The sequence below is a fragment of the Capnocytophaga sp. HP1101 genome (assembly GCF_054772415.1).
On the sequence record NZ_BPUU01000005.1, the window covers coordinates 1 to 26,997 of the forward strand.

Consider the following 26,997-nt stretch of genomic DNA (forward strand, 5'->3'; position numbering starts at 1 on the left):
AACCTATTTCAGGATATGACACATCTACCCTTCATCTCTCCCCCACTACACTCCCCCTCTCCGAGTGGGCTAGGGGGATGTTCCCCTCGCCATTCGTCATTTGTCTCCCGTCGCATCTCCCCCTTTGAAGGAAGTCCGCGAGAGCGGAGTATGTGAATAGGAGGATGTTTCTCTCCCTTTCCCGTCCCTACAGTTCCCCCTCCACGAGGGGGCTAGGGGGAGGTTTTCTTCGCTCTTCGTCATTTGTCTCCCGTCGCATCTCCCCCCTTGAGGGGGGCAGGGGGGATGTTTAAACAATATTAAAAAGATATTTATACAACAATAATAACCGTCACAACCCTATTGTCTATTGCCTAAGGCCTAACACTTCTTCCCCTTTCTTTCGTCTCGAAACCCCATTTTTGGCATTTTTGGCATTATTGTATTATGGTATTATGGTATGAATCAATCACTTATATACCNNTATAAGCTTCCTATAAGCTTTGTATAAGCTAACCATACCCATTTTACCTTTTACCTTTTATCTTTTACCTAAAAACCCCTTTCCGAATCCCTCCGTTTCCTTCCGAAATCACAGATATCTCACTTTTAGCGATACACACTTTTCCAAAGTTTTTAATCGCTCGTCGTGCTACGACCTTGCACCGTGCTACGACCGCACTTTTTGTTCCCATTGCCAAGCCGAGCGCATCGCATCGTCCAAAGTGCTTTGGGCTTTCCAGCCAAGTACATTGTTTGCCTTGTCGGTATTGGCGTAAGCAGCAGTAATATCACCCGCACGCCTTCCTACAATTTGGTAATTGAGCTTCTTGCCCGATACACGTTCAAAACTTTGAATCACTTCAAGCACGGTACTACCTTTGCCAGTTCCTATGTTGAAGACTTCATAGTTTTCAGCGTTCTTACCATCTAATAAACGTTGAAGAGCAATCACGTGAGCTTTCGCCAAATCCACCACGTGAATATAATCGCGAATGCAAGTGCCATCGGGGGTCGGGTAGTCGCCACCAAAAACCGAAAGTTTTTCACGCAACCCTATAGCCGTTTGAGTGATATAAGGAACTAAGTTTTGAGGTACGCCCAGCGGAAGTTCGCCTATTTCAGCCGAAGGGTGTGCCCCAATAGGATTAAAATAGCGCAAGGCAATTGCATTGAGCGAAGGAGTAACCTTGCAAGTATCACTGATAATCTCCTCACTGATTTGCTTAGTATTACCATAAGGCGATTCAGCTTTCTTCACAGGAGCATTCTCAGTAATAGGCAACTCATCCGCCTGACCGTATACGGTGCAAGACGAACTGAAAATAAAGCGTGCTTTGGGCAACTTGCTCAGTTCTTGCAATAAGTATACAAGGCTGGTAAGGTTGTTTTCGTAATACAAAAGCGGTTTCTCCACGCTCTCACCTACAGCTTTAGAGGCAGCAAAGTGAATAAGTCCTTGCACATCCTGATGGCGCTTAAAGAAATCCTGTACATCAGCCTTATCGCGCAAGTCAAACTTTTCGAATACCGGCATTTTACCAGTGATTTTCGCAATGTGGTCTTTTACGTTTTCTTGAGCGTTGGAAAGGTTATCAATAATAACCACATCAAAGCCTGCGTTTTGCAATTCAACTACGGTGTGCGAGCCAATAAAGCCCAATCCACCTGTTACTACTATTTTTTTCATTTGCTTAAACTAATTTCTTTTGATTGTATTCCTTTTATCGCCACAAAAGTACAAAAAAAGAAATGATGTGCAATACAACACATCATTTTTTATTCAGTATTAAACACTAATCACTAACCGTTAAAATATTCTCTTCCTAATCCTGCTCAGCGCTTGTGGAGTAATCCCAATATACGAAGCGATGTATTTCAGCGGTATATTCCGTATCAGCTTAGGGTCTTTTTCCAATAGATAGCGGTAAATCTCTTCCGGTGATTGTAATAAAAACTGTGCTTCTCGTTGCATCTTTTCAATGAGTAAATGTTCTAAAATATCAGCTTTTATTTGCAAGTATTCCTGCTGCTGAATCAGGGCATCAAGGTGTTCACGCCCTATTTTATAGGCAGTAACCTCTTTGAGTGCTTGAATAGAGAAGAGCGAGGGTTCTTGCTTTACAAACGAGGCATACGACATAAAAAACTGCTCGGCAAAGAGGATATCTACCGTCGTTTCTTTATCGGTAGTGGGGTTGTAATAAAAGAAGCGCACAATACCTTCCGTAAGGTAATACAATGAGTGTTCTACCTCACCCGCACGAGTGATGAACTCGTCTTTATCGAAATGCACTTCAGTGAAATACTGACTGAGGAAATCAAGGTTTAAGGTCATCTTATTTCTTTTATTTTTTCTTGCTTTACAAACCACATTTGGCAGTCATTGCCCGTAGCAAAAGTAGTAGGTCGTACAAATTGTAAATTGTGTTGCTCTGGCTTGATCCCTTTTATCCAACCGCAATCTACTTGGCATATAATTCTCTGCAAAAAAGTATGCTCAAGAGCTTTTAGCACTTCATGGAATAAGCATCTTTTAATTTGTAATACATAACCATATGCATCATCTATACGGCGTTCAAACACAAAACTTTTACCAAAATAATACACCTCTCGTGCTTTTGATATTTCCACCATCTCCTTAAAAGGATTATCCGAAGCGCTTAAGAAAGCCTCCGTGTTTTGTTCCATAAAAGAGGCTATGGGCTCATTAATAGCAAGGCTCACATACTGAAAAGCGTCTTTTTCCTCCTTGCCTATCTTCACAAAAGCGTTATACAAAGCTACTACCAAAATGGCAAATCGCACATTCCCCTCATCTAATTCATTCTTGATAAGATAAGATACTTTTTCTAATGAGCCGTTAAAACACTGTCCAAAAGCGTTTAAAAAGTCTTTAAACTGTACCTCTTCTATCCATTGTTGGCTTTCTATGTAAGCAAAAGCCTCTTTCTTTACCCACTGATAGCTATCCAGCGGACTAAAACTGTATTGTTCTTCTTGGTTCATTTTACATTTGTTTTATAAATGCAAAATTACATACAGTAATACACAAAAAAGTTGCTATTTGGCAACTTCGTCTTTTTACTTGTAAGATTTTAGCCTACTGATTGAGTATTTAGTCATTCCGAGCATAGAGGCAAGGTCTTTTTGTTTCACTTTTTGCACAAAAGCAGGATAACTAAACAAAGCTTCATAACGCTCCTTTGCAGGTTGTCTCTGGAAGAGCTCAATGGTTTCCATTAACCGTAATATTGTCTGTTGCTGGTTTTGTATAAAGAACTGTTGCCACTCATAACTGTCTTGTAGCAACGAATCTACTTGTTGCTTATGTATTTTCAGCACTTCAGTCTCTTCAATCGCTGTAATAGCATAATGAGAAGGAGCACTATTCATATAACTGTGCTGTTCTGTGAAAAAGTAGTCTTCAAAAGCAATCCAGCTGGTGTATTCCTCTCCTTCGTCGTAAAAGAATACTCTAAGAGCCCCTTTGTTTACAAAGTAATAATGCTCACACACTTGTCCGAAGTCTAACAGCAAGGCATCTTTAGCAACGCTCTCTTTTTGGAAAGCCTCTCTAAGCATCTGTTCCTGTATTTTTAGCTCAGGAACGGTTTTTTGTATGTATGCAATTAGTTTTTCCAATTCTTCTTTAATTCAGCAATAATGTGTGAGGCAAAGGTACTACTATTTTTCTAAATACCAATCTTAGCTCTTACAAAAGCTTCCTCCGAATAATCCACAACCTCTCTATAACAAAACAAAAAAGGACTACCATTAAGGTAGTCCCTTCTCTATTTTTTACTAATTGCTAATGTGCTACAATTGTGTGTGCGACTCGCACCTCACACTAAAACTTGTAGTTTACTCCTAAGCCCAATACTTCGCGAATTTGGAAGGCTTTAGCAGCGTCATCGTCGTAGATAGCTTGGAAAGTGAAGTTAGCTGATAAGTACTTGTTGATAGTCATCACAATGTTTGCAGTATAATCCAAGTCTACGTTTTGTGGTTTGTCGAGATAGTTGCTGTACAAGCTGAGGATATTCTCGAAAGACACATTGTCCATCACAGTAAACTTAGCATAACCGTTCAAGTAGAAACCGAGTTCATAACGAATGTTCTTTTCTTGTTCAACACCGTAGAAAGAACCTGTTTCTGTCCAACGGCTTTTAGCAGTCGTGATTTTAGAAGTTGCAGGAGCCAAGTTCACTTTTAGGTTATCGCTCTTCTTCCACAACATACCAGGACCAAATTGTAAGTATCCAGGTGAAAGCATTTGGTTTATGAGCGTACGACCAGTGCTCTCATATTTGTAACCATCGGTCATTTGTGTTTTGAAGTTCAAGAAGAATGAATAGTACCACTGAGGGTTGTTCAATTGGTAACCGAGTACTGAGTTCACCTCAAAACGGTCAGTGGTTTTTCTTGAATAGTCATCACCTTCAAGTTTAGTAATTCCGTAATCAACAAATACGTTGTTATCCCACGCCCATTTGTCTTTTTTGTAGTTAAAAGCATAGCTCACCGCAAGGCTTGCTGCTACGTTATTAGTTCCCCCTCCTGTCCAATCGTGGTTGAAGGCGGCTTGCGAGAACATCAGTGAAGCGTTACCTCCCTTTGTCCATCGAGGAGCAGGAGCTTCCTCTGTTGGAGCTGCCGTAGGGTCTTGTGCTACACCGTCATTCGTTTGGTCTTCCTGAGCAAATACAGCTACTGAAGACAATAATAAAGCTGAAAATAAAAGTTTTTTCATAAGTGATTTATTTATTATTTTTACAAAAATCCTAATTCAAGTTTTGCCACTTCGCTCATCATATCCTGATTCCACGGTGGGTCAAACGTGATTTCTACAATCGTTTCGTGCACCTCGTCAATGCTCTGTACCTTCTCCTTCACCTCCATCGGTAATGCCTCTGCCACCGGACAGTTAGGCGACGTAAGGGTCATCAAGATTTTTACATCGCGGTCTTCGTTCACAAACACATCGTAAATAAGCCCCAATTCGTAAATATCTACAGGTATTTCAGGGTCGTATATCGTTTTGAGCACTTCAACGATTTTCTCGCCTAATTGCTCTATATTTATTTCTTCAGTCATTTCTATTTCCTAATTTCTAACTCCTATTTCCTTAGCGGCATACCCCTTCATTTGTCCAATCATACTCACCAACCCATTGGCACGAGTAGGTGAAAGGTGGTCTTTCAATCCAATTTTATCAATAAAACTCATATCCGCTTTTACAATATCCTCAGGCGTTTGATGAGAGAACACTTTCACTAATAAAGCAACGATCCCTTTGGTGATAATCGCATCGCTATCGGCAGTAAAGATGAGCTTCCCATCTTGCTTTTCGGCGTGTAACCACACTTGGCTTTGGCAACCTTTAATGAGGTATGCCTCCGTTTTATACTTTTCGTCTATCAGAGGTAACGATTTGCCTAAGTCTATTAAATACTCATAGCGCTGCGTCCAGTCATCAAACAACGAAAAGTCTTCAATAAGCTCATTCTGAATTTGTTGAATAGTCATTTACACTATTTTTAGGGCGCAAAGATAAAAAACAAATACTAATTTGCAATTAATAATACATATTTTAACGCTCTTTTAACGCACTAACCCCCACACATACCTCCTCTCCTTACCGTTACTAATTCCCCCTCAACGAGGGGGCTAGGGGGAGGTTTCTTTTGATTTTTCGTCACACTCCCTCCTATTGCCTATGGCCTAAGGCCTATTACTCCTTCCCCTTTCTTTCGCCTCGAAACCCTATTTTTGGCATTTTTTCCTTCACTCTTAACTACTAATTATCAATCACTTATATACCCTTTATATAATAATCGTCCAAGATTCGTATAAGGTTCGTATAAGCTTTGTATAAGCTAACCATACCCTTCTCACAGCTCATCTTTTACCTTTTACCCAAAAACTCCCTTCCGAATTTCTTCATTTCCTTCCGAAACCACTAATATGTCACTTTTAGCGATACACACTTTGCCAAAGTTTTTAATCGCCCGTCGTGCTACGACCTTTGGCAAAGTAAATTATCAGTATTTCTAACATTATTTAGTATTATCAGTATTTCTAACATTATTTAGTATTATAGGTATTATCGGTATTATCAGTATTATTGACATTTTTAGTATTATAGTATCATTTTGGCATTATTTTCGTATGTCTACTATCAGAAACACAAAAACTATATTCCAAAAATGAAAAACATATCTTTTTTCTTATTGCTATGCCTCGCCCTATTAATAGGCGCTTGTGGCAACCGAAATGCTCATAAACCAGCTACTCACGAAAGCAGTACTGCCGATTACGGAGGTACCGCCGATTACGAAAGTGAAAGCAGTGGTGAATTAGCCGAAATTGTTGTAGTTGAGCCTTCTAAAAGAAGATCCTCCGCTAAAGTAACAGGTGATGTTAGTAAAAGTGCTAAAATGTCTGCCAGCAAACCAGTTGAACGCACTGAACCTAAACACCGTAAGCGTCGCCCCGAAAGCGACCCTCAACCTCAGTCAGGCTTAGTAACCGCTGGTGAATGGAACGACCTCAACAGCTGGGACTTCTATCAAAAAACACTTGACAAAAAAGAGTTTGCCTTTTACCCCGAACATTGGCAAATGTTCACCAATCACCGCATCGCCGTGCTCGTAACTGCCAACAATAAGCCCGCAGTAAACGCCCCTGTAGCCCTCTATCGCAACAATACACTACTGTGGACAGCTAAAACCGACAATGCCGGTAAAGCCGAACTATGGGTGAGCGCCTTCCAAAAAGAACAAGACCTCAACACTCAAAATCTCCGCTTAAAAGTAAACAACGAATGGGTAACCCCCGAAAAAGCCCTCAGCGAAACCTCTCTCAACCGCATCGCACTCAAAAAAGACTCTAAGAACTCTTCAAACGAAGTGCAAATCGCCTTTATGGTTGATGCAACAGGCTCAATGAGCGACGAGTTAGAATTCCTAAAAATGGACTTGAAGAATGTAATCAGCAAGGTAGAAGAAGGCAACAAAAACCTTAAAATCAGTACCGGCACCGTGTTTTACCGCGACGAAGGCGATGACTATGTAGTCAAACATTCCGATTTTACTAAGGATATCAATAAGACCATTCAGTTTATCAACCAGCAAAAAGCTGATGGTGGAGGTGATTTTCCCGAAGCAGTACACACCGCCCTCAATGAGCTTAACAAACTGCAATGGGACGCCGAGGCACGCACACGCATTGCCTTTTTAGTACTCGATGCACCACCACATCACGAAGATAAAGTGATTAAAAGCGTACAAGCATCAGTAAAAACCGCTGCCGAAAAAGGTATCAAGCTCATCCCTATTGTAGCCAGCGGTATTGATAAGCCCACCGAGTTTTTAATGCGCTTTATGGCAATGTACACCAATGGTACCTACGTGTTCATCACTGACGACAGCGGTATCGGCAACAGCCATTTAGAACCCAGTGTAGGCGAATATCAAGTAGAAAAACTTAGCGACCTAATGATTCGCCTTATCAAGAAATATACAGAATAACTTATAACTCTCAACTCTTAACTAATAACTAAAAATGAAAGTACTTCCCTTATTGGCACTCTTTCCGCTATCACTCATAGCGCAAAACCCTATTCCAGCAGGTTCTTACAAAGCCACCTCTCTTGGTAATGCTTTAGAACTCAGAATAGGCAATAACAACACTTACGAATTGATAGGTGCTTCTGGCAATTATACCTTAAAAGATAAAAGAATAGAATTCATCTCTGATACGTCATCTTTCTTAGTTGAAAAGAAGCAGAGCAATAGCCCTAAGTTACAAATCACCTTCAAAATAGCAGCAAGTTTGTTGGGTGACCCTCGTTTCTTGTATGTAGGCTATGAAAATAATAAGGGCGAAGTAGAATATGTGTGTGTCCATAACAAAATTACTTCATTAGAAAATATAGAAAAAACAAAAGACAGCAATGGAATATCTTACTATGTGTTAGAAAGCTTTGAAGTACCACGAACTGAAAACCTTTACTTAGTAAATGCCCATTCAGTAGTGTTCGACAATAAATCTAAAGAAGTAATCATTGAGAAGTTTCCTATCGGGAAGAGCACCAATGCCGTAGAAGTAGAGTTTTTAGGTACTAATAACATACTGAACTTAAAAGGAACATACAACCCCGATAAAGGAACCATTTCCCTTACCGAAGGCGATTCCGATAACGCAATTCTGTTCAGTGGTAAAGCAAGTGCTTCTAATCCGGCAGAAGTAGCCCGTAGCAATAAGGAAAATGTAAAGAACTGGAAGCACCTTATCGCTTTTGAGGAGGAGAAAGATATCCCCGAATACAATCCCGAGAAAAGAGCTAAAGAGAAAACCCAAGCAGTTGTTTCAATACCCAAGAACCTCAATGCAGCACTTGCTTCAGCTGATAAGCACAGTAGGTTAGTAATCGTTTTCCAGCAACCCGATAACAAGGAGGCGCAAGCACAGTTCAAGGCCCTCTTTGCTAAATATCAAGAAGAAGGCAGTAGCAATGACTATGAATTTAGTGATGATAAGCAGTACAAACGCTATCCCTATGAACTCTATTTAGCAACTGCCAAAGATATGAAGACTCTCAAAGCTAAAGGCGTACCTACAGGTAACCAAATGGCAGTATTAGACGTGGCAGGTAATCTGCTTTACAGTCAGCCATCTACAGTTGAAGAAGCTGCTAATGATGAAATCCTAACAAGTTACGCTTACGGACAGCAGTTTGGTACTATGGCAATGGCTCGTGCACTCGATAAGGCTTTGAGCAACCCAAAACTCTCAGTAAAAGCCCTCCAAGAGATATTTATTACTTTTCTCAAGAAAGACAGTCAGCGAGTGTATTTGTTGGCTAAAAATCGTCCTGAGCATAAGACAGGTGACTCTAACGAAGAAGAGCAGTTCGACTATATCGCTCAAGAGCAAGAAGATTATTTTTCCGAACTCAAAAACCAAAAAGGCATTTACCAGATGCAACTCACCCCACAGCAGGCAACTGCTCAATGGGAACGAGTCGTGAACGCTCATAAGAAAGACAGCAAACTCGACGCTGAGTATGCCCTATTGCTCGCCCTTAATAATACTGGTGGCGACTATTACTACCGCATTTTCAATGCCGAAAAACCTACTTCATCAGCCGATATAGATGCCATTGCTTATTTGGTGAAATTCGCCGATGAGATTAAAGCTCATAACGAAAAACTCGTTCCTAAAGACGATGATTATTTAGACTATCAACAACGCTTAGAGAAAGGCGTAATAGAGTACAATAAAGGAAATCTTAGTACCCAACTTGACCGTATAGGTGCTAACGATAAGAGTCTCTTTAACGCTGTAAAAACTGTTTATACCGAAGGCGTAAAAAAGAATCTTTTTACTGCTGATGATTACATTGACTTTCTCTATGAAAACAATGTGGAAGAAGCCAGCGCTTACTTTGGTCAGTACTACAAAAATCTATTGCAAAGAGATAGCAACCTTATCGCAGCTCTTGATAAAGCATTCAGTGAAGATGACGATGATAACAGTTGGAAGTATTACAAAATGCGCTTTGCCAATCGTGCTAACAACATCGCTTGGAAAGTGTATGAAGAAAATAGGAACAACCCTGCTAAACTCACAGAACCCTATCAGTGGGCTACCTCAGCGGTGCAGTTAGAACCTGAAAACCCCTATTATTTAGATACCCTTGCCCACTTGCTATATGCCCGTGGTGAGAAACAAGAAGCGATTAAGCTCGAAGAAAAAGCCGTAAAACTCCTTTCAACTACCGATGATGAATTTGAGTCACAACGAGAAGAGGTAAAAGCTAATCTCAAGAAGATGAAACAAGGAGAATAAATAAAAAATGATGTGCAGTCTTGCACATCATTTCTTTTTTTGTACTTTTGCACTCTCTAACAGCAAGCAATTATAAACAATTATCTACGATGAAAAAATTATATGTTTTATGCATTTTGTTGCTCACTTTATCGTGTAGCAAAGACGATGGTGAAATACAGCAGTTGAGTACTGCAAAAGATATGCTTTCGTTTGCCTTTACCATAGAAGGAAATACTTATAGCGGTACTATTAGCAACACCACAGTCAGCGTTCTGTTACCCGAAGATACCGAGGTAACTACCCTTACCCCAACTATCACAGTCTCTAAAGGAGCTACCGTAAGCCCCAATAGTGGGGTTGCTCAAGATTTCTCAAAGGTAGTAACCTATACAGTAACTGCTGAAAACAAAAGTACCCAAGTGTACACCGTATCAGTAACTACCGAAAAGAGTGAACAACCCGATGAGCCTATTAAAATAACGTTTGACGAAAGAGAGTATCTCAATAAAGCGGGAGGTGAAGTGATTTTCTTTGATGTCAATACCTTACCTGTTAAAAAAGAGCAGATAAAAGTAAAACTTCACAGATACAGAGACGCTCTTTCTTACGACCTCAAAGTACAGAAGATTGACAAAAAAGAAAGACGTGTGTACGTAGTATTGCCCGAATCCTATAAAAATGGTCAGTATCACTTTAGAGCTACTTTTGACAAAGAAGAGGTGGATAGCGGTGCATTTAGTTTAGATAATGGAGAAATGGAGCTACAAGTGTTAGATGTCATTATGTTTGAACCTGTTACCTCTTTAGCAACTATTGAGGCACAAACCTTTAAAACAGTGATAAATGCTAACGCTGAAGCCTTAGAGAAATACACCTATTACTTGCGCAAAAACGGACAAGATTACCCACTTACAGTGAAAAATATCTCAGGTTACAACCTCGAATTTAAGATGTTTAATACCCCTGCAGGAGCTTTCAGTGGAGGTAATGACTTTAAGTTCGTAGTAAAAGGCGGGGCTAAAGAGCAAGTGCTCGATTTTGTAAACAGCAACAAACAAGCCATAAAAATAGAGCCTGTATATGCTCCAGTAATTAAAACCCTTTCAGCAACTAAGCTTAGAACAGATGATGAACTAATAGTAACAGGAGAAAACTTTGCCTATAGCGGTATGAATTATATTAGAGATTACAGATTTTGCAATTTGCTATTGATGCAAGATGGAGAGATAAAAGCAACACTTTACTCTAATCACAGAACAGCTACAGAGGCTAAGTTTAAGATCGGAGAAGAGGTACCTTCAGGCACTTACAAAGTGGTATTCTCTTCACAAGTGAAATTAAAATCAGAAGTTTTTGCTCAAGAGATTACCGTTCAACAACTGACGGCTGGGCGTTTAACGGTTAATCTTGCTAAGATTGTAAATAAAAATGCAGCAAGCAATGCTAAATTTGTTCAGATTTACTTTAACGAGGAATTAAACAACGCTACAATAAAAGCCATTGTATTTCCTAAATTGAAAATAGAAAAAATAATACCTTTCCCACAATATAAAGTCATAAGCTCAGCCCAAATACTATCAGATAATGATTATGACTATTTAGTAGATAACCTACCTTTGAAAGGTTATGTGCTCATAGAAGAAGATGGTAAGGAATACAAAGCTGATTTTTCTTTAGTGATGAGGCAGAGTTAAGATGTAGTGCACCAAAAAATTAAAACACTTTGCCAAAGAGTTAATAGCCTGTCGTGCTACAGACCCTTTGGCAAAGTCTTTTTTATAAAGTCAGTTGGGCTAATAACTACTTAGCCACAATATCGTATCCCTTATCTTTAAAAGCACTCACTAATTGCTGAATATGGTCAGTGCCATTGGTCTCTACCGTGATGAGTACTTCTTTATCGCGGAAACGTGAGAGATTCTTAAACTGGTTATGTGCTAATTTTACTACATTGGCACCCACTTCTGCAATAATTTGAGTAATCTTAGCCAGTTCACCAGGGCGGTCAGGAATGCTTACCGAGAAGTTAAAAATCCGGTCTCTGCTTACCAATCCTTTGCTTATCATTGACGAAATCATCAGTACATCAATGTTTCCTCCACTCACTACAGGCACAACATTCTTACCTCGGTCGCTTAGCTTCTTAAGGGCAGCCAAAGGTAATACACCAGAGTTCTCAGCTATAAGCTTGTGTTTTTCTGCCAGTAGTAAGAAAGCTTCCGTTAGTTCATAGTCATCTACGGTCACCACCTCATCTACATACTTCTTAATATAATCAAAATTTAGCTCTCCTATGCGCTTTACAGCTGTACCATCGGCAATGGTATTCGCTTCAGCCAAAGTTACAAGCTTGTTCTTCTTCAGAGCCTCTGTTGCCGAGGCAGCTCCTGAGGGCTCTACCCCTACAATCTTCACTTCTGGTTTAATTTGTTTCGCTGCACAAGCAATCCCCGATATAAGTCCACCTCCTCCTATAGGTACGACAATCACATCAGTTTCGGGCAACTGTTCCAGTATTTCCAGTGCAATAGTGCCTTGCCCTTCTAACACATCGGGGTCATTAAAAGGGTGTACAAACACATAGCCCTCCTTTTCTTCGAGTTCTTTAGCTTTTTGGTAAGCATCGTCGTACACATCGCCATAAAGTACCACTTCTGCACCGTATTTCTTGGTAGATTGTACTTTGATAAGGGGCGTGGTTTTTGGCATTACTATCACGGCTTTAATGCCTAATTCGCGTGCTGCATAAGCCACACCCTGTGCGTGGTTCCCCGCCGAGGAAGCAATCACTCCGCGCTGTTTTTCAGCTTCGCTGAGCTTAAGCATCTTGTTATATGCCCCGCGAATCTTAAAAGCCCCAGTCTTTTGTAAGTTTTCTGGCTTGATGTAGATTTGGTTGCCAGACTCTTCTGAGAAGAGCGGACTGTAAATAAGAGGCGTTGGTAAGAGCACACTCCTAAGGTGCTCACGTGCTGTGGTAAAGTTCATAATTTTTCAATTAGTGTTAATTATTAATATGAATCAAGGGTCAAAATATAATAGTTTTTGATTTTACAATATTATCGGCGCTCCCCCTTTGGAGGGTTGTCGGCAATTGCCGAGTAAGTGAATTAGGGGGAGGTTATCTACTCTTTAAGGGTTGTCGGCAACTGCCGAGTAAGTGAATTAGGAGGAGGTTTCTGCACATTTTCTCATTTTCAAATTTGCTAATTCTCTACCTGCCCGTGTGGCTCACACTGTGGCTCACACTGTGGCTCACACCTCAGCTTGAATTTTATCCGAAAAATCACTCCAGCCTTTCGCCCTTTTGTATTGCTCTACCGAGCCCTTAGGCACGTATATCTTCTCTATACGAGTAGCTCTAAAAGGGTTGTTTACTAAAGCAGGAGGGATCACCGCCTTGATAGTAACGGTTCTAAGTTGGTCGCAATGCCAAAAAGCATCATACCCTATAATCTTAATTGTTGCAGGCAAAATCACACTCTTCATCTCCAAACAGCCCGAAATGCCCACAGTTTCTACTTCGGTAAGCCCTGTATTTTCTAAGTTGAGTTCTTTCACATAATTCCAACTGATAGCACCATACCCTAATCTTTCTATTTTATTGAAGTGTATTTCTTCAAGATTATAGGAAGCCGATAGCACACGGTCAGGTAGTACTTTTACATTTGGGAAGGTCATTTTTCTAATTTTTGTATGGAAGAACGCCTTATCTCCAAAAGCAACCGTAGCCTTCGTGTTAAAGATAACCTCACCGCTGAGGTTAGCCTCTTCAAAAGCTCTCTCTTCTATCTCTTTCAAGTTATTCGGAAAAGTAATCGATACTAAGTTCTGATGCTCTTTAAAAGCCTCTTTCCCAATCGTATTCACATTCCGTAACCTACTATCCGCCTCCATATTCAGCTCCGTAGTATTCGCATTTTTCCACTTGATGAGCGTGCGCCCATCGGCACTTAGCTCATAATCAGCTGTAGAATTACCATTGCTATCACCGTCATCACTCTTCTTACAGCTCGCCAAAGCAATTGCCACCAAAGCCAATAATAAAATAATCTTTCTCATTTTCCCATTTGCTAATTTTCTCATCATCTAATTTTCTAATTTAATTAATCGCCTGAATCTTCTCAGCAAAGTCACTCCACCCAGTAGCTTTTTTGTACCGCTCTACTGAGCCCTTAGGCACATAAATAGTAGGAATTAAACTTTTATCCTTCGTACCAAAAATACCATTAACGTGTAACACAGGAGGGTTTACCGCTTTAATAGTAATCTTTTTCAGCACTCTGCAGTCCCAAAAAGCATTCGATTGTATTTTGGTGAGTGTCTCGGGCAGTGTTATCTCTTTCAAACTCCACATTCCTACAAAAACACCGTGCTCTATTTCAATCAGTCCTGTTCCCTCGAAATTAAGAGAGGCAGCTTGGCAGTCTCTCAGCGCGAAAATATCTAATTTCGCCACTTTGCTAAACGTAACCTCTTTTAAATCCCTGCAAATTGAAAGCGAGCTAATACCCAACACTTTCATATTAGGGAGCGTTATCTTTTTCAAGTGACAGTGTTGAAAAGCCTTTTCACCAAAATTAACCGTAGCCTTCGTGTTAAACATAACCTCACCGCTGAGGTTAGCCTCCTCAAAAGCACTCTCCTCTATCTCTTTTAAGTTGTTCGGAAAAGTAATCGATACTAAGTTCTGATGCTCTTTAAAAGCCTCTTTCCCAATCGTATTCACATTCCGTAACCTACTATCCGCTTCCATATTCAGCTCCGTAGTATTCGCATTTTTCCATTTGATGAGCGTGCGCCCATCAGCGCTGAGCTCATAATCAGCCGTAGAATTACCGTTGCTGTCATCACTGCTCTTCTTACAGCTCACCCAAGCAATCGCCACCAAAGCTAATAATAAAATCTTTCTCATTATATTAATTATTTTTATAGTATTCGTCCTTCGTTCCTCGTCCTTCGTCATTCCTTCACCTTTGCGTCACCAATTCCCCCTCTCCGAGGGGGCTAGGGGGAGGTTATCCCCTTAGGAGATAGCCAGCGAGGGCTCACAGCTGGGTATGTGCACTACGAGAGCAGAGTATGTGAATAGGGGGAGGTTATCTTCATTTTGAGTTTGTCATTTGTTCGCCTTACCTTCGCCTGTTCCCCCTGCCTGTGCGGCTCGCGCTTCTTTTTCTTTCGTCTCGAAACCCCATTGTTGGCATTTTTAGCATTATTGTATTATAGTATGAATCAATTACTTATACGCTCTTTGTATAACAATCGTCCAAGATTCGTATAAGCTTCCTATAAGCTTTGTATAAGCTCCGCATACCCATTTTACCTTTTACCTTTTATCTTTTACCTAAAAACACCCTTCCGAACTTTTCCGTTTTTTTTTACAACACCAATATCCCATTTTCCATCACATACTCCCCCTCTCTGAGGGGGCTAGGGGGAGGTTATTTCCTCCAAACCCCTCAGAAATTTTGGAACTTTCTCCAACAAGTCCGAAATGTCCGACTCGTCCGAACAAGTCCAACCAAGATTATTAATTAGGAATCAACTGAAACCTATCCAATAAATTCTTCCAATTATTATCTCCTTTGTAGATATCCATCAAATTCTTAGGCTTTCTTGGGATATAAAAAGAAGGAAGCTTAGTTTTCGCTATCCCAGAGAAAGGGTCTCCCTCTAAATACGGAGGATAAAGCGCTAAGATAGTAACATTCTCCAAAGCAGTACAGTTTGCAAACGATCTATCCCCTATCGTTTTCAAGTTCATAGTCACCGAAAGGATAGCCCTTTTCAACAGCTTACAATTGGCAAAAGCCTCTTTTCCAATATGAGTAACCCCCGCATTAGTTAAATCTACTATTTCAAGTGTTCCACAAGACGAAAAAGCCCCATCAGCTATTATGCCAGTCTTTTTAAAAGTAACTTCTTTCAAATTCCTACAATCAGCAAAAATCTGTTTCGAAAGCTCTTTAGTATTCGGTAACACCACCTTTCTGATATTCGAACGATAAAAAACCCTCTCACCAAACGCTACATCTGAATAAGAATTAAAGTTCACCCCATCACTGAGGTTCGTTCCCGAAAAGGCATCATTACCTATTTCTTTTAAATTATCCGAAAAAGTAATCGCTCTTAAACTTTTAAGGTCTTTAAACGCATTATTGGCAATAGTATTCACATTCCGTAAATTGCTATCCCCCTGCATATCAATAGTAATAGTACTACTGTTAGTCCATTTCACTAAGGTAAGTCCATCAGCGCTAAGCGTGTAGTCATTAGGCGATACGTTTACCTCATTACCGCCGTCGTCTTTCTTCTTACAACTCACTAAAACAATAGCCACAAAGGCTAAAAAGAAAACTTTTCTCATCGTATAATCATTTTTATGATGTTAAATACGCCACAAAAGTACTAAATAATCAGCAATTAGCAATAAAATATTCACAAAAAAAATACCGACTATCTTCATAGCCGGTATAAGATGAAGCAAAAGTATAAAAAAAGTACCAATTAGCAATGAATAAAAAACAATTTTAACGTTAATTCACATTCTATCATTAACCATTAATCATTGCTCATTAACTATTAATCACTGCTCCTACTGGTGCACCTGCACTTGTGGGAAAGGTATCTCAATACCTGCTTCATCAAAACGGTTCTTGATAGTTTCTAAAGTCCGAAAGATACACCCCCCGTGGTCAGCAGTCAAACACCAATAACGCAACGAAAGGTTCACTGAGCTATCAGCCAATTCCTCTACATACACCACAGGCTCAGGTTCAGGTAAAGCTTTCGGCTCTTCTTTTGCAATTTGCAAGAGCACTTCGCGTGCCTTTTGTATATCCGAGCTATACCCTATCCCTACCAATACGTATACCCTGCGTTTTTCCTCCCTGCTGTAATTGATAATGCTATTACTAAAAAGCTGAGTGTTTGGGATAATTGCCTGTTCGTTGTTCGCTTTGTTAAGAGTTGTGGCAAACAGACCTATATTCTTCACAGTGCCCTTTTCCCCGTTGCCTTCAATGGTATCGCCTACCCGAAAAGGTTTGAATACCAATATCATTATCCCGCTGGCAAAGTTAGAAAGTGACCCTTGCAATGCCAATCCCACTGCCACAAAACCACTGGTAATAATCGCGATAAACTGGGTTGCGGGCAGTCCTATCACTTGCACTATGGTAAGGAACAGCGCAATATACAGTATCCACCGTACTACTTGCAACAGGAATCCCTGCAACGCAAGGTCTACCCCGCGACGTACCATCAAGCTTTTAAGCAGTTTGGTAATAAACCTGATAATGTATCGCCCTATAAAGTAAAGTGCAATTGCCCACAATAGTGTAGGCGCAAACTTGATAAGTCCCGTAATCCACTCTTTAATGAGCCCTTCAAAATCAGCAGTCGAAAATTCATTCATCTTTTATTTATTTTTATCTTTATTTAGTAGCTTCTAACTCCCTCCAGTCCTCCCAGTCCGCCCCGCCAGCATAAGTCCACTTATCAGCATAATCCCATTCCCCCAACCATTAACCATTAATCATTAACCATTAACCATTAATCTTGCTTTTCCCTATCTTCATCACACTTTCTTCAAAGCTGTCGCGTGGCACAATAGCTTTGTTGCGCACCCGCGTCCGATAGTTGTAAATCGTATTGGTAGAATAATGCAAGAAGGTCGCTATTTTAGAACTATCAGTAATGCCCAACCGTATCAGTGCAAAAATCCGCAACTCTGGCGTCATCTCGTGAGGTCTGGGCGAAAAGCGCTCCTCTTCCGCTAACAGGGCGTTGAACTCAGCGATAAAGTTCGGAAACAAATGTAAGAAAATATCGTCAAATAGCTTGTAAAACTCCTTCAGCTCGTGTTCTATCATCTCGGTAGACCGTAGCACCTTGTTCAGCTCGTCCCAATTGCGCTCTTTCGCCTTTTTTACAAGCATCTTCTGGTACATCTCAAGCTTACTAATGTACACCGAACACAAGTTAAAAAACTGACCAATATACGCTTCTTTCACCTCATCGCTCTCCAATAGCTCCGCATTCACTTCCGAAAGCCTTTGGTTTGTACTGTTCAACTCGCTCACTACCTCGCGCAAATGCTCGTTCAGTTGTTCCAAATCTTGGTTTTTGTGATACAGCTCTTTCCGTATTTTGGCAATGCGCTTTACTTGTCGGGTAACCAATACCACTGCAATAATTAGGCACACCGCAAAAAGCCCAACTAACCATAACGAGTTGCGCAACTTGGTATTCTGACTGTGAATGCGCTCCTGATAAGCCTTCTCAATAATCGGAAAGATGCGCATCACCTCGTCCGAACGCAATTGAGCATTGCAGAAAGTCGCATCTTCCATCGCCGATTTGATACACGTATAAGCGTTCTCTACTTCCCCTAATTGAAACAGCGCCGATGCCAGTTCCAGCATCGAAGCGTTTTCCTTAATCGCATCCTTGATGTCACAACTCGCCGAAATAGTAAAGTATTTTATTTGGTTAGGAATGTCCTTTTTCTTCTTGTAGAGGGTGCCGAGCACATACCCCAGCACAGCTTTTTCGTGTTCATCAGTGTGCATCAAGGCAAAGCGGTCTAAAAGCAGTTTTTCGGCTTCATCGTAACGCTTCGCATCAGTAAGCACTCCCGCATAAAGCAAGATATAATGGGTAGAGTTTTTATCCACCAAATTCAGCAAAAGGTCACGATAGCGGTTGCTCTTATTGATGTATTCCTTAGCATTCGGGTTGTTAAAAGCATAGTTGTTGTAAAGATTTTGGTAGCAATTGTAGTATTTAATGATGTCATAGCCTTCTAAATCACTAAGCGGAACAGATTGTAACAAGTCCGCAGCGTCCAAGTAATTACCCGAAATGATATACAGCGAAGCCAGTTCTAACCGCGAATCGTTTTGCCAATCAGTTTTTTGAAGCTCCTCCGCAATGCGAATATTCTCCTTCACGTAGTACACTGCCGAGTCCGATATATACGTCTTAAATTCGTCAAACAACCGCTGATTAATCGCATAGTGCTGTTCTGCCGTCGCGTTAGGCACTTTCAGCAAGTCAATCGCCTCTTTAATTTTCCGTTCTTTTTGCTGAGTGTAAACCTCTTTTTTACCGATAAGCGCCGTAAGCTCACTCAGTAAAGTCTTGTTTTGTTCCACTTGTGCAAAGCCGTAGTAGGGGAGAAGTAGTAGATAAAGTATTAACAATATAAGTAGTTTATGGTTCATATATAGAAAAAACAGCTTTCTTTTTTAGTTATTGATAACCGCAAAAGTACAAACTAATTCCCAAATTCCCAAATTTATTCCACCTCACCCCCTCTTTTCCCGTCGCTACAGTCCCCTCTCTCCGAAGCAGCTAAGAAGAGGTTTCTCTCACTTTCCCGTCGCTACAGTCCCCTCTCTCCGAAGCGGCTAAGAAGAGGTTTCTCTCACTTTCCCGTCACCACACTCCCCCTTTGGAGGGGGCTAGGGGGAGGTTTTCTCTCTTTTCCCGTCACTACGTTCCCCCTCTCCAGCCTTTATTTCTTGCATCTTCCCCACCGCATCTCCCCCCTTGAGGGGGGTAGGGGGGATGTTATCCTACCATTTTCCCGTCGCTTTTCCGTCACTAATTCCCCCTATCCGAGGGGGTTAGGGGGAGGTTTCCACCGCATCTCCCCCTATTGCTTATAGCCTAATGCCTATGGCCTCTTCTCTTTCTTTCGCCACGAAACCCCATTTTTGCCATTATTGGCATTGTTGTATTACAGTATTAATCAATTACTTATACACCCTTTGTATACCAATCGTCCAAGATTCGTATAAGCATCCTATAAGCTTTGTATAAGCTAACCATACCCATCTCACAGTCCATCTTTTATCTTTTACCTAAAAGCCCTCTTACGAATTTTTCCATTTCCTTCCGATATTCCCAACCCTTTACTGCCTGTAGTGCTACGACCTCGCATCCCCAATAATCCGACTTATCCGAATAATCTGACCTATCCTAAAAATCCTACTTATAGCAGTACTTCCATAAAAAATATTTCCATCGCTCAACAATAATTTAAAATCCTGCTAACTAAAAGTCCTAATCCTTGTGTTTACTGATGTTTAAAGAAGTTGTTATCATAATCACTTATAACACTATTAGCAAATTTATAGGGTGAAATAGTTGTGTTTGGCATTTTTTTTGTAATTTTGCCCCCGAAATAATTTTAAGCAGGTCTACTTCTCTTGAAGAACACACGTAAGTCTTAAAGAAAACAATTTTTATGAAAAATGCAAAAAAGAGGTATTATTGCGCCATAATGATGGTCGTATTTTTTATGTTGGGCTTTACTGTAAAAAGCGATGAAGAAAGAACTACCGTAGTTCCGCCCAGCTTTGTAGTAGATATACCTCGTTTGGTTACCGCTATGCCAAAAGAAATAACAAGCGACCCCAATCTGTTTTCCTTAAATCCACCCAAAATAGGAAAAGGATTTATAGGCTTTAAAGAAGCCTTAGCCTACCGCGAGTCACGAGGCGATTATTTTATAGTCAATAGGTTCGGCTATATGGGGAAATATCAATTCGGAAAATCAGCTTTACAGTTCTACGGAGTAAAAGACGTTCAGCAATTCCTCAACTCTCCTGAACAACAAGAACGACTTTTTACACTTAGTCTTCAGCGCAACAAATGGTATTTGCGCAATGAAATCAAACAATACGTAGGTACTAAAATTAACGGTATAGAAATTACCGAGTCAGGCATATTAGCCGCTGCTCACTTAGTCGGAGCTCAATCAGTAAAAAAATATCTAAAGAAAAAAGGACGCTATGCCTTCGCCGATGGCAATGGCACCACACTGCAAAACTACTTAAAACACTTTGCGGGGTACGACACAACGCACATTACTCCTGAAAGACTCCCCCGTTTTTAAAACAGTAAGTTAATCGAAAACATAAACACTCTTCGTCTTTGTCAAGGTTTTATAATCTTGACAAGGACTTTTGTTTTTTATATTCAGCATTTGCTCATTTGCTAATTACTTCATACCTTTGTACCCTAACCAATAAAAGCCCGTGTGGCTTGCTCCTATGCCCATTTCAATAAAACTCAAAAAACGCTGGGATATCTATCCCACTCTGCAAGATGTACTCACCGCTACACAAAACCTCAGTGTATCGCCTTTTGGTACTACCTTAGACGATGAGTTACAAGATTTTCGCGGGATTAAACTCATTGGTACATCACAGAACCTTACCGAGTCGCACACCCAGATGATTTATCGTTTAAATATCCAGAAAAGGCAGCACTGAGCCAAACCCTCTACAATTTCGTTCGTGACGCCGCCGAAGCCACAGGGTGTAGAGTAACAAATATAGTGTATTCATAAATAATTCAATTTGTTAGTCATTGATTACTTTAAACATTAAGAATGAAAATCAAAAAGATGATATATTTATTTTTGTTGGCAGTTGTTATCTGCTCTGCAATCAGTCTTCTGTGGCTGTTCCGCAATCCATCTTATGAAAAAATAGAAAAAACATTCGTACAAGCATCTAATTCTGCAATTAAAAAAGAAATTCCTGCTCTTAATCTAAATTTTTTGGTAGACAAGATAGCTTATTCTGAACCTGTTTATTTTCCTAACGGAGTGGAAACAGTCGATTTTACAGAACACTTAGAAGCTATAAATTTAGAAATCCCCGATTGGAACAGAGAAGAATTATATGAGGTAAAAGCTTCTACCAAAGCAGGTGTCTTAGATCCCGCATTTTTAATATACAAATGGGATTCCAATACCTCCAACACACTCATTTTTCATCACGGAGCATCAGAATATCCTTTCTATGGTATTTTCTCTAACATTTTCAAAAAAGAGAGAATCAACGATTTAGGTGTAAACCTAATCGTAGTCCGAACTCCTTTTCACAAGCAAAAGGGGGCTTTGAAACAGGGCACAGCGAACCTATCGACCTTTATGGCAACGATGGCAACAAGTGTGAAATTAACCGAAAAGCTGATTCACACGTTACGACAAAAAGGAGTACAGACTATCGAAATTGGCGGATTTAGTTTAGGAGCTGTGATAGCAAACAGGCACCGGACGATATATAATTCAGCTGATTTCTATGTGCCGATAGTAGGAACTGTAGCACACGAAAAGTTTTTTATTTTCCCAAAGAAAGACATTACTGAAAGTGAAATTGAGCGAAACAGAATCATTACACGTCACTTAAATTTTTCAGCCCAATGGCAAGAAAACCAATCTCCCAATGTGTTTCCAGTGATGGCTCGCTACGATCTGTTTTTACCACTTCACCAGCACGCTCCCGCTTATGGAAATATAGAAGTGGAAATTTGGAATACGGGACATTTATCCACTGCTCTTTTCTACGATGCAATGCGGTATGTTCTGCTAAAAAACTTATAGAGTAAAGTAAAACGTATGAAATTAGTTAAAGAAGTATGGCTATAGCTATAGAAATCTTACAAATCTAAAACAAAAATTTCTGTAAATTTCTGCGACTTGTCGCACTTCTTTTGAAAATAAATTTCCTGTGTTTGCTCTATTTTTCCTCATTCGTAACTCGTCATTTGTCATTTTTTATTACCTTTGCCCCCTACTATTAATTGTTAATTGAAAATGACCTACAATCACAAAGAAATAGAAGCCTTTTGGCAAGAATATTGGGCGAAACACGAAACTTTTAAAGCCCAAAACAACAGCGATAAACCTAAGTACTACGTGCTTGATATGTTCCCTTACCCCTCAGGGGCGGGCTTGCACGTAGGGCACCCACTGGGCTATATCGCCAGCGATATTGTGGCGCGCTACAAGCGACACAAAGGTTTTAACGTGTTGCACCCTCAGGGGTACGACAGTTTTGGCTTGCCTGCCGAACAGTACGCTATCCAAACCGGTCAGCATCCTGCGCTTACTACCGCGCAGAATATTGCGCGCTACCGCGAGCAGCTGGACAAAATAGGCTTTTCATTCGACTGGAGCCGCGAGGTCAAAACCTCTGACCCTGCCTATTACCGCCATACCCAGTGGATATTTATTGAGCTCTTCAACTCGTGGTATAACAACGCAACCGACAAGGCAGAGCCCATCGAAACCCTTATTGCCCTCTTTGAAACTGAAGGCAACAAGAAAGTCAATGCAGCCTGCGATGAGGATACCCCACGCTTTAGTGCCGCCCAATGGCACGCAATGACAGCCGAAAGCAAAGAACGCCATTTGCTAAAATACCGCCTTACCTATTTGGCAGAAACCGAAGTAAACTGGTGTCCTGCTTTGGGTACTGTATTGGCTAACGACGAGATTGTCAATGGCGTATCCGAGCGCGGTGGGCACCCCGTCATTCGCAAGAAGATGACCCAATGGAGTATGCGTATCACCGCTTATGCCGAACGCCTTTTGCAGGGTTTAGACACCATCGATTGGAGCGAAAGCATCAAAGAAAGCCAACGCAACTGGATAGGGAAGTCAGTAGGGGCGTCTGTAGATTTTGCGCTCGCTGGAGGCGAGCGCAAAATCGGGGTCTTCACTACCCGCCCCGACACCCTCTTCGGCGTTTGCTACCTTACTTTGGCTCCAGAGCACGAGTTGGTGCCCCTTATCACAACCGACGAGCAGCGTGCTGAGGTAGAAGCCTATATTGCTGCTACTGCCAAACGCTCAGAACGTGACCGTATGGCCGATACTAAAACTGTATCGGGTGCTTTTACAGGGGCGTATGCCGTGCACCCACTCACCGGCAAAGAGCTCCCTATTTGGATAGGCGACTATGTGTTGGCAAGTTATGGCACGGGGGCTGTAATGGCAGTACCTGCGGGCGATGAACGCGATTACGCCTTTGCTAAACACTTTGAGGGTAAGAAAGGAATGCCCGAGATTATCAATATCTTTGACAAAGACATTTCAGAAGGAGCCTTTACCGAAAAAGAGGGAATGACCTATCAAAACTCTGATTTCCTCAATGGTTGTACCAGATTTAAAGAGGCAGTTGCCAAAGTATTAGCTGCCTTAGAAGCGATAGGCGCAGGCAAGGCGAAAGTAAATTACCGCCTGAGAGATGCTGTTTTTTCACGCCAGCGTTATTGGGGCGAACCTTTCCCTGTTTACTATAAGAACGGCCTACCTCAAATGATAGATGAGTCCCACCTCCCTATTCTCCTCCCCGAAGTAGAGAAATACCTCCCTACCGAAGAGGGCAACCCACCATTGGGCAATGCTGCGGTATGGGCGTGGGATACTGTTACAAACGAGGTAGTAAGCAATGAGCTCATCGACCATAAAACCGTCTTCCCGTTGGAATTGAATACGATGCCAGGTTGGGCAGGTTCCTCTTGGTATTGGTTGGAGTATATGATGGAGAAAGACCAGCGCGGGGTATTCCCTACCAAAGCGGTAGAAGACTATTGGCAAAACGTAGATTTGTACGTAGGTGGTAGTGAGCACGCTACGGGGCACTTGTTGTACTCCCGCTTCTGGAACAAATTCCTAAAAGACCGCGGTTTTGCCCCTACCGAAGAACCGTTTAAAAAGCTGATTAACCAAGGAATGATACAAGGCTTTATAGAAAGTTGTTTCAGAGAAACAAGTAGCAATGGAAAAGTTCGCAATGATAATTATAGAAATTATAGCGATAGTGTTACAGTTATTCCTGATAAAGTTGGCTCATCCACTATAATTTTTGACAAAAATAGTTTAGAGAGATCTTTTCAGTTTGACCCTGATACCAAAACATCTGAGAATATTCAGAAATTACCTATACCTATTGAATATGTTTCAGACTACGAATATCCTGATAAACCTTCTTATCTTGATTTTAAAGGAGTTTCAGAATATGCTAAATGGATGAGATTTGACTACCCTGTGTTTGTAACAAAAGAAGGTTTCTTACTATTAGAGGAACAAGAGTATATTGGTTTTGGAAATCCTCTTAAAAAATTACCTTTAGAAGAATTTAAATTTTACACAGATGAAGAATTAGGTAAAATCTCCAAATCTAAATACAATGTGGTAAACCCCGATGATATTTGCGAGCAATACGGTGCTGATACGTTGCGTTTGTACGAAATGTTCTTAGGTCCGTTGGAACAAGCCAAACCTTGGAACACGGCAGGTATTTCGGGTGTGTACAACTTCTTGCGCAAGCTATGGCGTTTGTATTTTTCTGAAAGTGGCTGGCAAGTAACCGAAGAGCCTGCTACCCCCGAAATGCTCAAAACCCTACACAAAACTATCAAGAAGGTGAATGAGGATATTGAAAACTTCTCGTTCAATACTTCGGTGAGTCAGTTTATGATTTGTGTGAATGAGCTTTCTACCTTAAAATGTAGGCATAAAGCAGTGTTAGAACCCTTGGCAGTACTCGTAGCACCTTTTGCCCCTCATATTGCTGAAGAACTGTGGAAACACTTAGGGCATACTGAAAGCATTATCTTTGCGGCTTATCCTGAGCACAACGAGGCGTATTTGCAAGAAAACAGCAAAGAATACCCCGTATCCTTCAACGGTAAAGTGCGCTTCAAACGCGAGTTTGCTACCACTATGACTCCCGCCGAGATAGAACAAGCTATTTTGGCCGACCCTCAAACGGTAGAACAACTCCAAGGCAAAGCCCCTAAAAAGGTGATTGTAGTGCCTAACAGAATTATCAATATTGTAATGTAATATAAAAGTCGTTAGTCATTAGTGATTAACGACTTTTTACTTCTTAACTTTTACCTAAAATTATGGATAGAATTTATATTATTTGCTTTGCATTTTTAGTAGCATTAATAGCAATCTTTATGTACCTTGCGATAGTGCACAAAAATGCCTTTGAAGAGCGATTAGCACTTTTTCGTCCTACTCACCAACTACCACAAAAGCGGGAAACCTATATGCAAGGTGTTCGCAAATACCGCAAATATGCTAATATTACTTTGATGTTGATATTTTACCTTCCTTTATGTGCTTTTACCCTGCTGATGCTTAATGAAGGATATCACGAAATGGGAAGGCTGTGTATCCCCATTCCTGATGAGATTAAGCTACTTATACTGCTTGCCCTTGTGCCTGTTATAGGAGTGCATTACCTCATTAGCCGCGTGCTGAAACGCAATGAAAAAGCCCTGCGAATGTTGCTTGAGCGAATGAGCGATAGTGATTTTGAGCTATTGTTAGAAATAAAAGGCGTTCTGCCAATCAGCAGCAAGTACAATCCGCCGTTTGTGTTGTGCAAACATCGGTTGTATCTCTTTATTTTCTATATGATTCGCGAGATTGACCCCGCCGAAATTACTGATATGAAATGCTATTGGGGTTGGGGTCGTGGTAGGAGTAACGTGTTTGTACGAATCAAATTGTCGAAGAAAATGATTGGTATAACAATGTTAGAAAAGGTGTTTCCTTACTTTGAGAAGATTGTTAAAAAGTACACAAAAACTCAAATAATATGACCGACTATATTTATTTACTCGCCTTTGTGCCTTTGATTGTTTTTCTTCTTGTTTTTATGTACCTTACGATGGTGCGCAAGAACGAATTTGAAGAGCGCTTGGCACTTTTTCGTCCTACTCACCAGCTTTCCCAAAAGCGCGAAGCTTATTTGAAAGGACTGCACAAGTTTCGCTACTGGGTTATTGGGATCATCATTGTAGTGTTTGTAGCACCTTTGCCTATCGTCTTTCTGCTGATGTGGCAAGAGGGGCTACCAGTGTTACAGTTGCTCTCATTTGATGAAGTAAATTCAGAAGTGCTCATTCTCTGCCTGATAGGTTGCTTGGGCTATTGGCTTATCAACTACGTGTTCAAGCGCAACGAAAAAGCCCTGCGAATGCTGGTAGAACAAATGAGCGACAGTGATTTTGAACACTTGCTAAAAGTAAAGAGTAAGCTCTTCGTTATCACCTGCTACAGTCCGCCGTTTGTGTTGTGCAACAAGCAACTGTACTTCTTTCTCTTCTACGCAATACGCGAAATCGACCCCGCAAAAATCACAGATATAGATTGGGGCTATACCAAAAACGGTTTTTATGTAAAAATCAAATCGCCGAAAACTACAAGAATTACAATGTCGCGTGGGGTACTGCCTTATTTGTTGCAAATTGTGAATAAGTATAACAAAAAAATACACGTAACTTTTTAATTAGCAAATAGGGAGAGATTGTTTGGACGAGTCGGACATTTCAGACTTGTTGGAGAAAGATAAC

The 26,997-nt window shown here is 40.8% G+C and carries 22 protein-coding genes; 9 read left to right on the plus strand and 13 right to left on the minus strand.

Annotation, left to right across the window (positions count from 1 at the left end; all coding sequences use genetic code 11):
- Positions 1–649: 649 nt before the first annotated feature.
- From galE to RCZ04_RS04735, 7 genes are all read right to left on the minus strand, one after another.
- Positions 650–1,669, minus strand: a complete 1,020-nt coding sequence (galE, locus tag RCZ04_RS04705; protein WP_460484802.1) for an NAD-dependent epimerase/dehydratase family protein — start codon at positions 1,667–1,669, stop codon at positions 650–652.
- A 120-nt stretch (positions 1,670–1,789) separates the two neighbouring features.
- Positions 1,790–2,317 carry a Crp/Fnr family transcriptional regulator gene (locus tag RCZ04_RS04710; RefSeq protein ID WP_460484803.1) on the minus strand — a complete coding sequence of 176 codons (528 nt, stop codon included), beginning with the start codon at positions 2,315–2,317 and terminating at the stop codon, positions 1,790–1,792.
- On the minus strand, positions 2,314–2,988 hold the full coding sequence (locus tag RCZ04_RS04715) for an L-2-amino-thiazoline-4-carboxylic acid hydrolase (protein WP_460484804.1): 675 nt from the start codon (positions 2,986–2,988) through the stop codon (positions 2,314–2,316). Before RCZ04_RS04715 ends, RCZ04_RS04710 begins: the two co-directional genes overlap by 4 nt.
- Before the next feature lie 75 nt (positions 2,989–3,063).
- Entirely contained in the window at positions 3,064–3,624 is a 561-nt protein-coding gene (locus RCZ04_RS04720) for a Crp/Fnr family transcriptional regulator (RefSeq protein ID WP_460484805.1), read from the minus strand.
- A gap of 205 nt (positions 3,625–3,829) precedes the next feature.
- On the minus strand, positions 3,830–4,732 hold the full coding sequence (locus RCZ04_RS04725; RefSeq protein WP_460484806.1) for a DUF3078 domain-containing protein: 903 nt from the start codon (positions 4,730–4,732) through the stop codon (positions 3,830–3,832).
- 20 nt (positions 4,733–4,752) lie between these two features.
- Positions 4,753–5,076, minus strand: coding sequence for an iron-sulfur cluster assembly protein (locus RCZ04_RS04730; RefSeq protein WP_460484807.1), 324 nt, complete (start codon positions 5,074–5,076; stop codon positions 4,753–4,755).
- Between the two features lie 9 nt (positions 5,077–5,085).
- Positions 5,086–5,508, minus strand: a complete 423-nt coding sequence (locus RCZ04_RS04735) for a SufE family protein (protein WP_460484808.1) — start codon at positions 5,506–5,508, stop codon at positions 5,086–5,088.
- 680 nt (positions 5,509–6,188) lie between these two features.
- Between RCZ04_RS04735 and RCZ04_RS04740 the strand changes: the two genes are divergently transcribed.
- The 3 genes from RCZ04_RS04740 to RCZ04_RS04750 all read left to right on the plus strand — a co-directional run bounded on the left by RCZ04_RS04740 (position 6,189) and on the right by RCZ04_RS04750 (position 11,510).
- Entirely contained in the window at positions 6,189–7,511 is a 1,323-nt protein-coding gene (locus RCZ04_RS04740) for a vWA domain-containing protein (protein ID WP_460484809.1), read from the plus strand.
- A gap of 34 nt (positions 7,512–7,545) precedes the next feature.
- Positions 7,546–9,834, plus strand: coding sequence for a hypothetical protein (locus RCZ04_RS04745; protein ID WP_460484810.1), 2,289 nt, complete (start codon positions 7,546–7,548; stop codon positions 9,832–9,834).
- Between the two features lie 89 nt (positions 9,835–9,923).
- A complete protein-coding gene (locus RCZ04_RS04750) occupies positions 9,924–11,510 on the plus strand; it encodes a DUF5018 domain-containing protein (RefSeq protein WP_460484811.1) in 1,587 nt (528 codons plus the stop codon).
- Positions 11,511–11,616: 106 nt separating this feature from the next.
- Here RCZ04_RS04750 and ilvA read toward each other — a convergent pair whose 3' ends face one another.
- The 6 genes from ilvA to RCZ04_RS04780 form a co-directional block, all read right to left on the minus strand.
- Positions 11,617–12,804, minus strand: coding sequence for a threonine ammonia-lyase (gene ilvA / locus RCZ04_RS04755; protein WP_460484812.1), 1,188 nt, complete (start codon positions 12,802–12,804; stop codon positions 11,617–11,619).
- Positions 12,805–13,071: 267 nt separating this feature from the next.
- Positions 13,072–13,902 (minus strand): leucine-rich repeat domain-containing protein, encoded by an 831-nt coding sequence (locus tag RCZ04_RS04760; protein WP_460484834.1) that lies wholly within the window; start codon positions 13,900–13,902, stop codon positions 13,072–13,074.
- A 16-nt stretch (positions 13,903–13,918) separates the two neighbouring features.
- Complete coding sequence (locus tag RCZ04_RS04765; RefSeq protein WP_460484813.1) at positions 13,919–14,731, minus strand: leucine-rich repeat domain-containing protein; 813 nt, start codon at positions 14,729–14,731, stop codon at positions 13,919–13,921.
- A 618-nt stretch (positions 14,732–15,349) separates the two neighbouring features.
- Entirely contained in the window at positions 15,350–16,186 is an 837-nt protein-coding gene (locus tag RCZ04_RS04770) for a leucine-rich repeat domain-containing protein (protein WP_460484814.1), read from the minus strand.
- Between the two features lie 228 nt (positions 16,187–16,414).
- On the minus strand, positions 16,415–17,236 hold the full coding sequence (locus tag RCZ04_RS04775; protein WP_460484815.1) for a mechanosensitive ion channel family protein: 822 nt from the start codon (positions 17,234–17,236) through the stop codon (positions 16,415–16,417).
- Positions 17,237–17,366: 130 nt separating this feature from the next.
- Positions 17,367–19,046: a DUF6377 domain-containing protein gene (locus tag RCZ04_RS04780; RefSeq protein WP_460484816.1), complete on the minus strand. Its 1,680-nt coding sequence runs from the start codon at positions 19,044–19,046 to the stop codon at positions 17,367–17,369.
- Between the two features lie 1,028 nt (positions 19,047–20,074).
- Here RCZ04_RS04780 and RCZ04_RS04785 point away from each other — a divergent pair.
- From RCZ04_RS04785 to RCZ04_RS04810, 6 genes are all read left to right on the plus strand, one after another.
- Positions 20,075–20,725 carry a peptidoglycan-binding protein LysM gene (locus RCZ04_RS04785; RefSeq protein ID WP_460484817.1) on the plus strand — a complete coding sequence of 217 codons (651 nt, stop codon included), beginning with the start codon at positions 20,075–20,077 and terminating at the stop codon, positions 20,723–20,725.
- A 157-nt stretch (positions 20,726–20,882) separates the two neighbouring features.
- Positions 20,883–21,104 carry a hypothetical protein gene (locus tag RCZ04_RS04790; protein ID WP_460484818.1) on the plus strand — a complete coding sequence of 74 codons (222 nt, stop codon included), beginning with the start codon at positions 20,883–20,885 and terminating at the stop codon, positions 21,102–21,104.
- Between the two features lie 134 nt (positions 21,105–21,238).
- Complete coding sequence (locus RCZ04_RS04795; protein ID WP_460484819.1) at positions 21,239–22,222, plus strand: hypothetical protein; 984 nt, start codon at positions 21,239–21,241, stop codon at positions 22,220–22,222.
- 213 nt (positions 22,223–22,435) lie between these two features.
- Positions 22,436–25,474 carry a leucine--tRNA ligase gene (locus RCZ04_RS04800; protein WP_460484820.1) on the plus strand — a complete coding sequence of 1,013 codons (3,039 nt, stop codon included), beginning with the start codon at positions 22,436–22,438 and terminating at the stop codon, positions 25,472–25,474.
- 62 nt (positions 25,475–25,536) lie between these two features.
- Positions 25,537–26,244 (plus strand): hypothetical protein, encoded by a 708-nt coding sequence (locus tag RCZ04_RS04805; RefSeq protein WP_460484821.1) that lies wholly within the window; start codon positions 25,537–25,539, stop codon positions 26,242–26,244.
- A complete protein-coding gene (locus RCZ04_RS04810; RefSeq protein ID WP_460484822.1) occupies positions 26,241–26,933 on the plus strand; it encodes a hypothetical protein in 693 nt (230 codons plus the stop codon). The genes RCZ04_RS04805 and RCZ04_RS04810 overlap by 4 nt, the downstream gene beginning before the upstream one ends.
- Positions 26,934–26,997 lie beyond the last annotated feature (64 nt).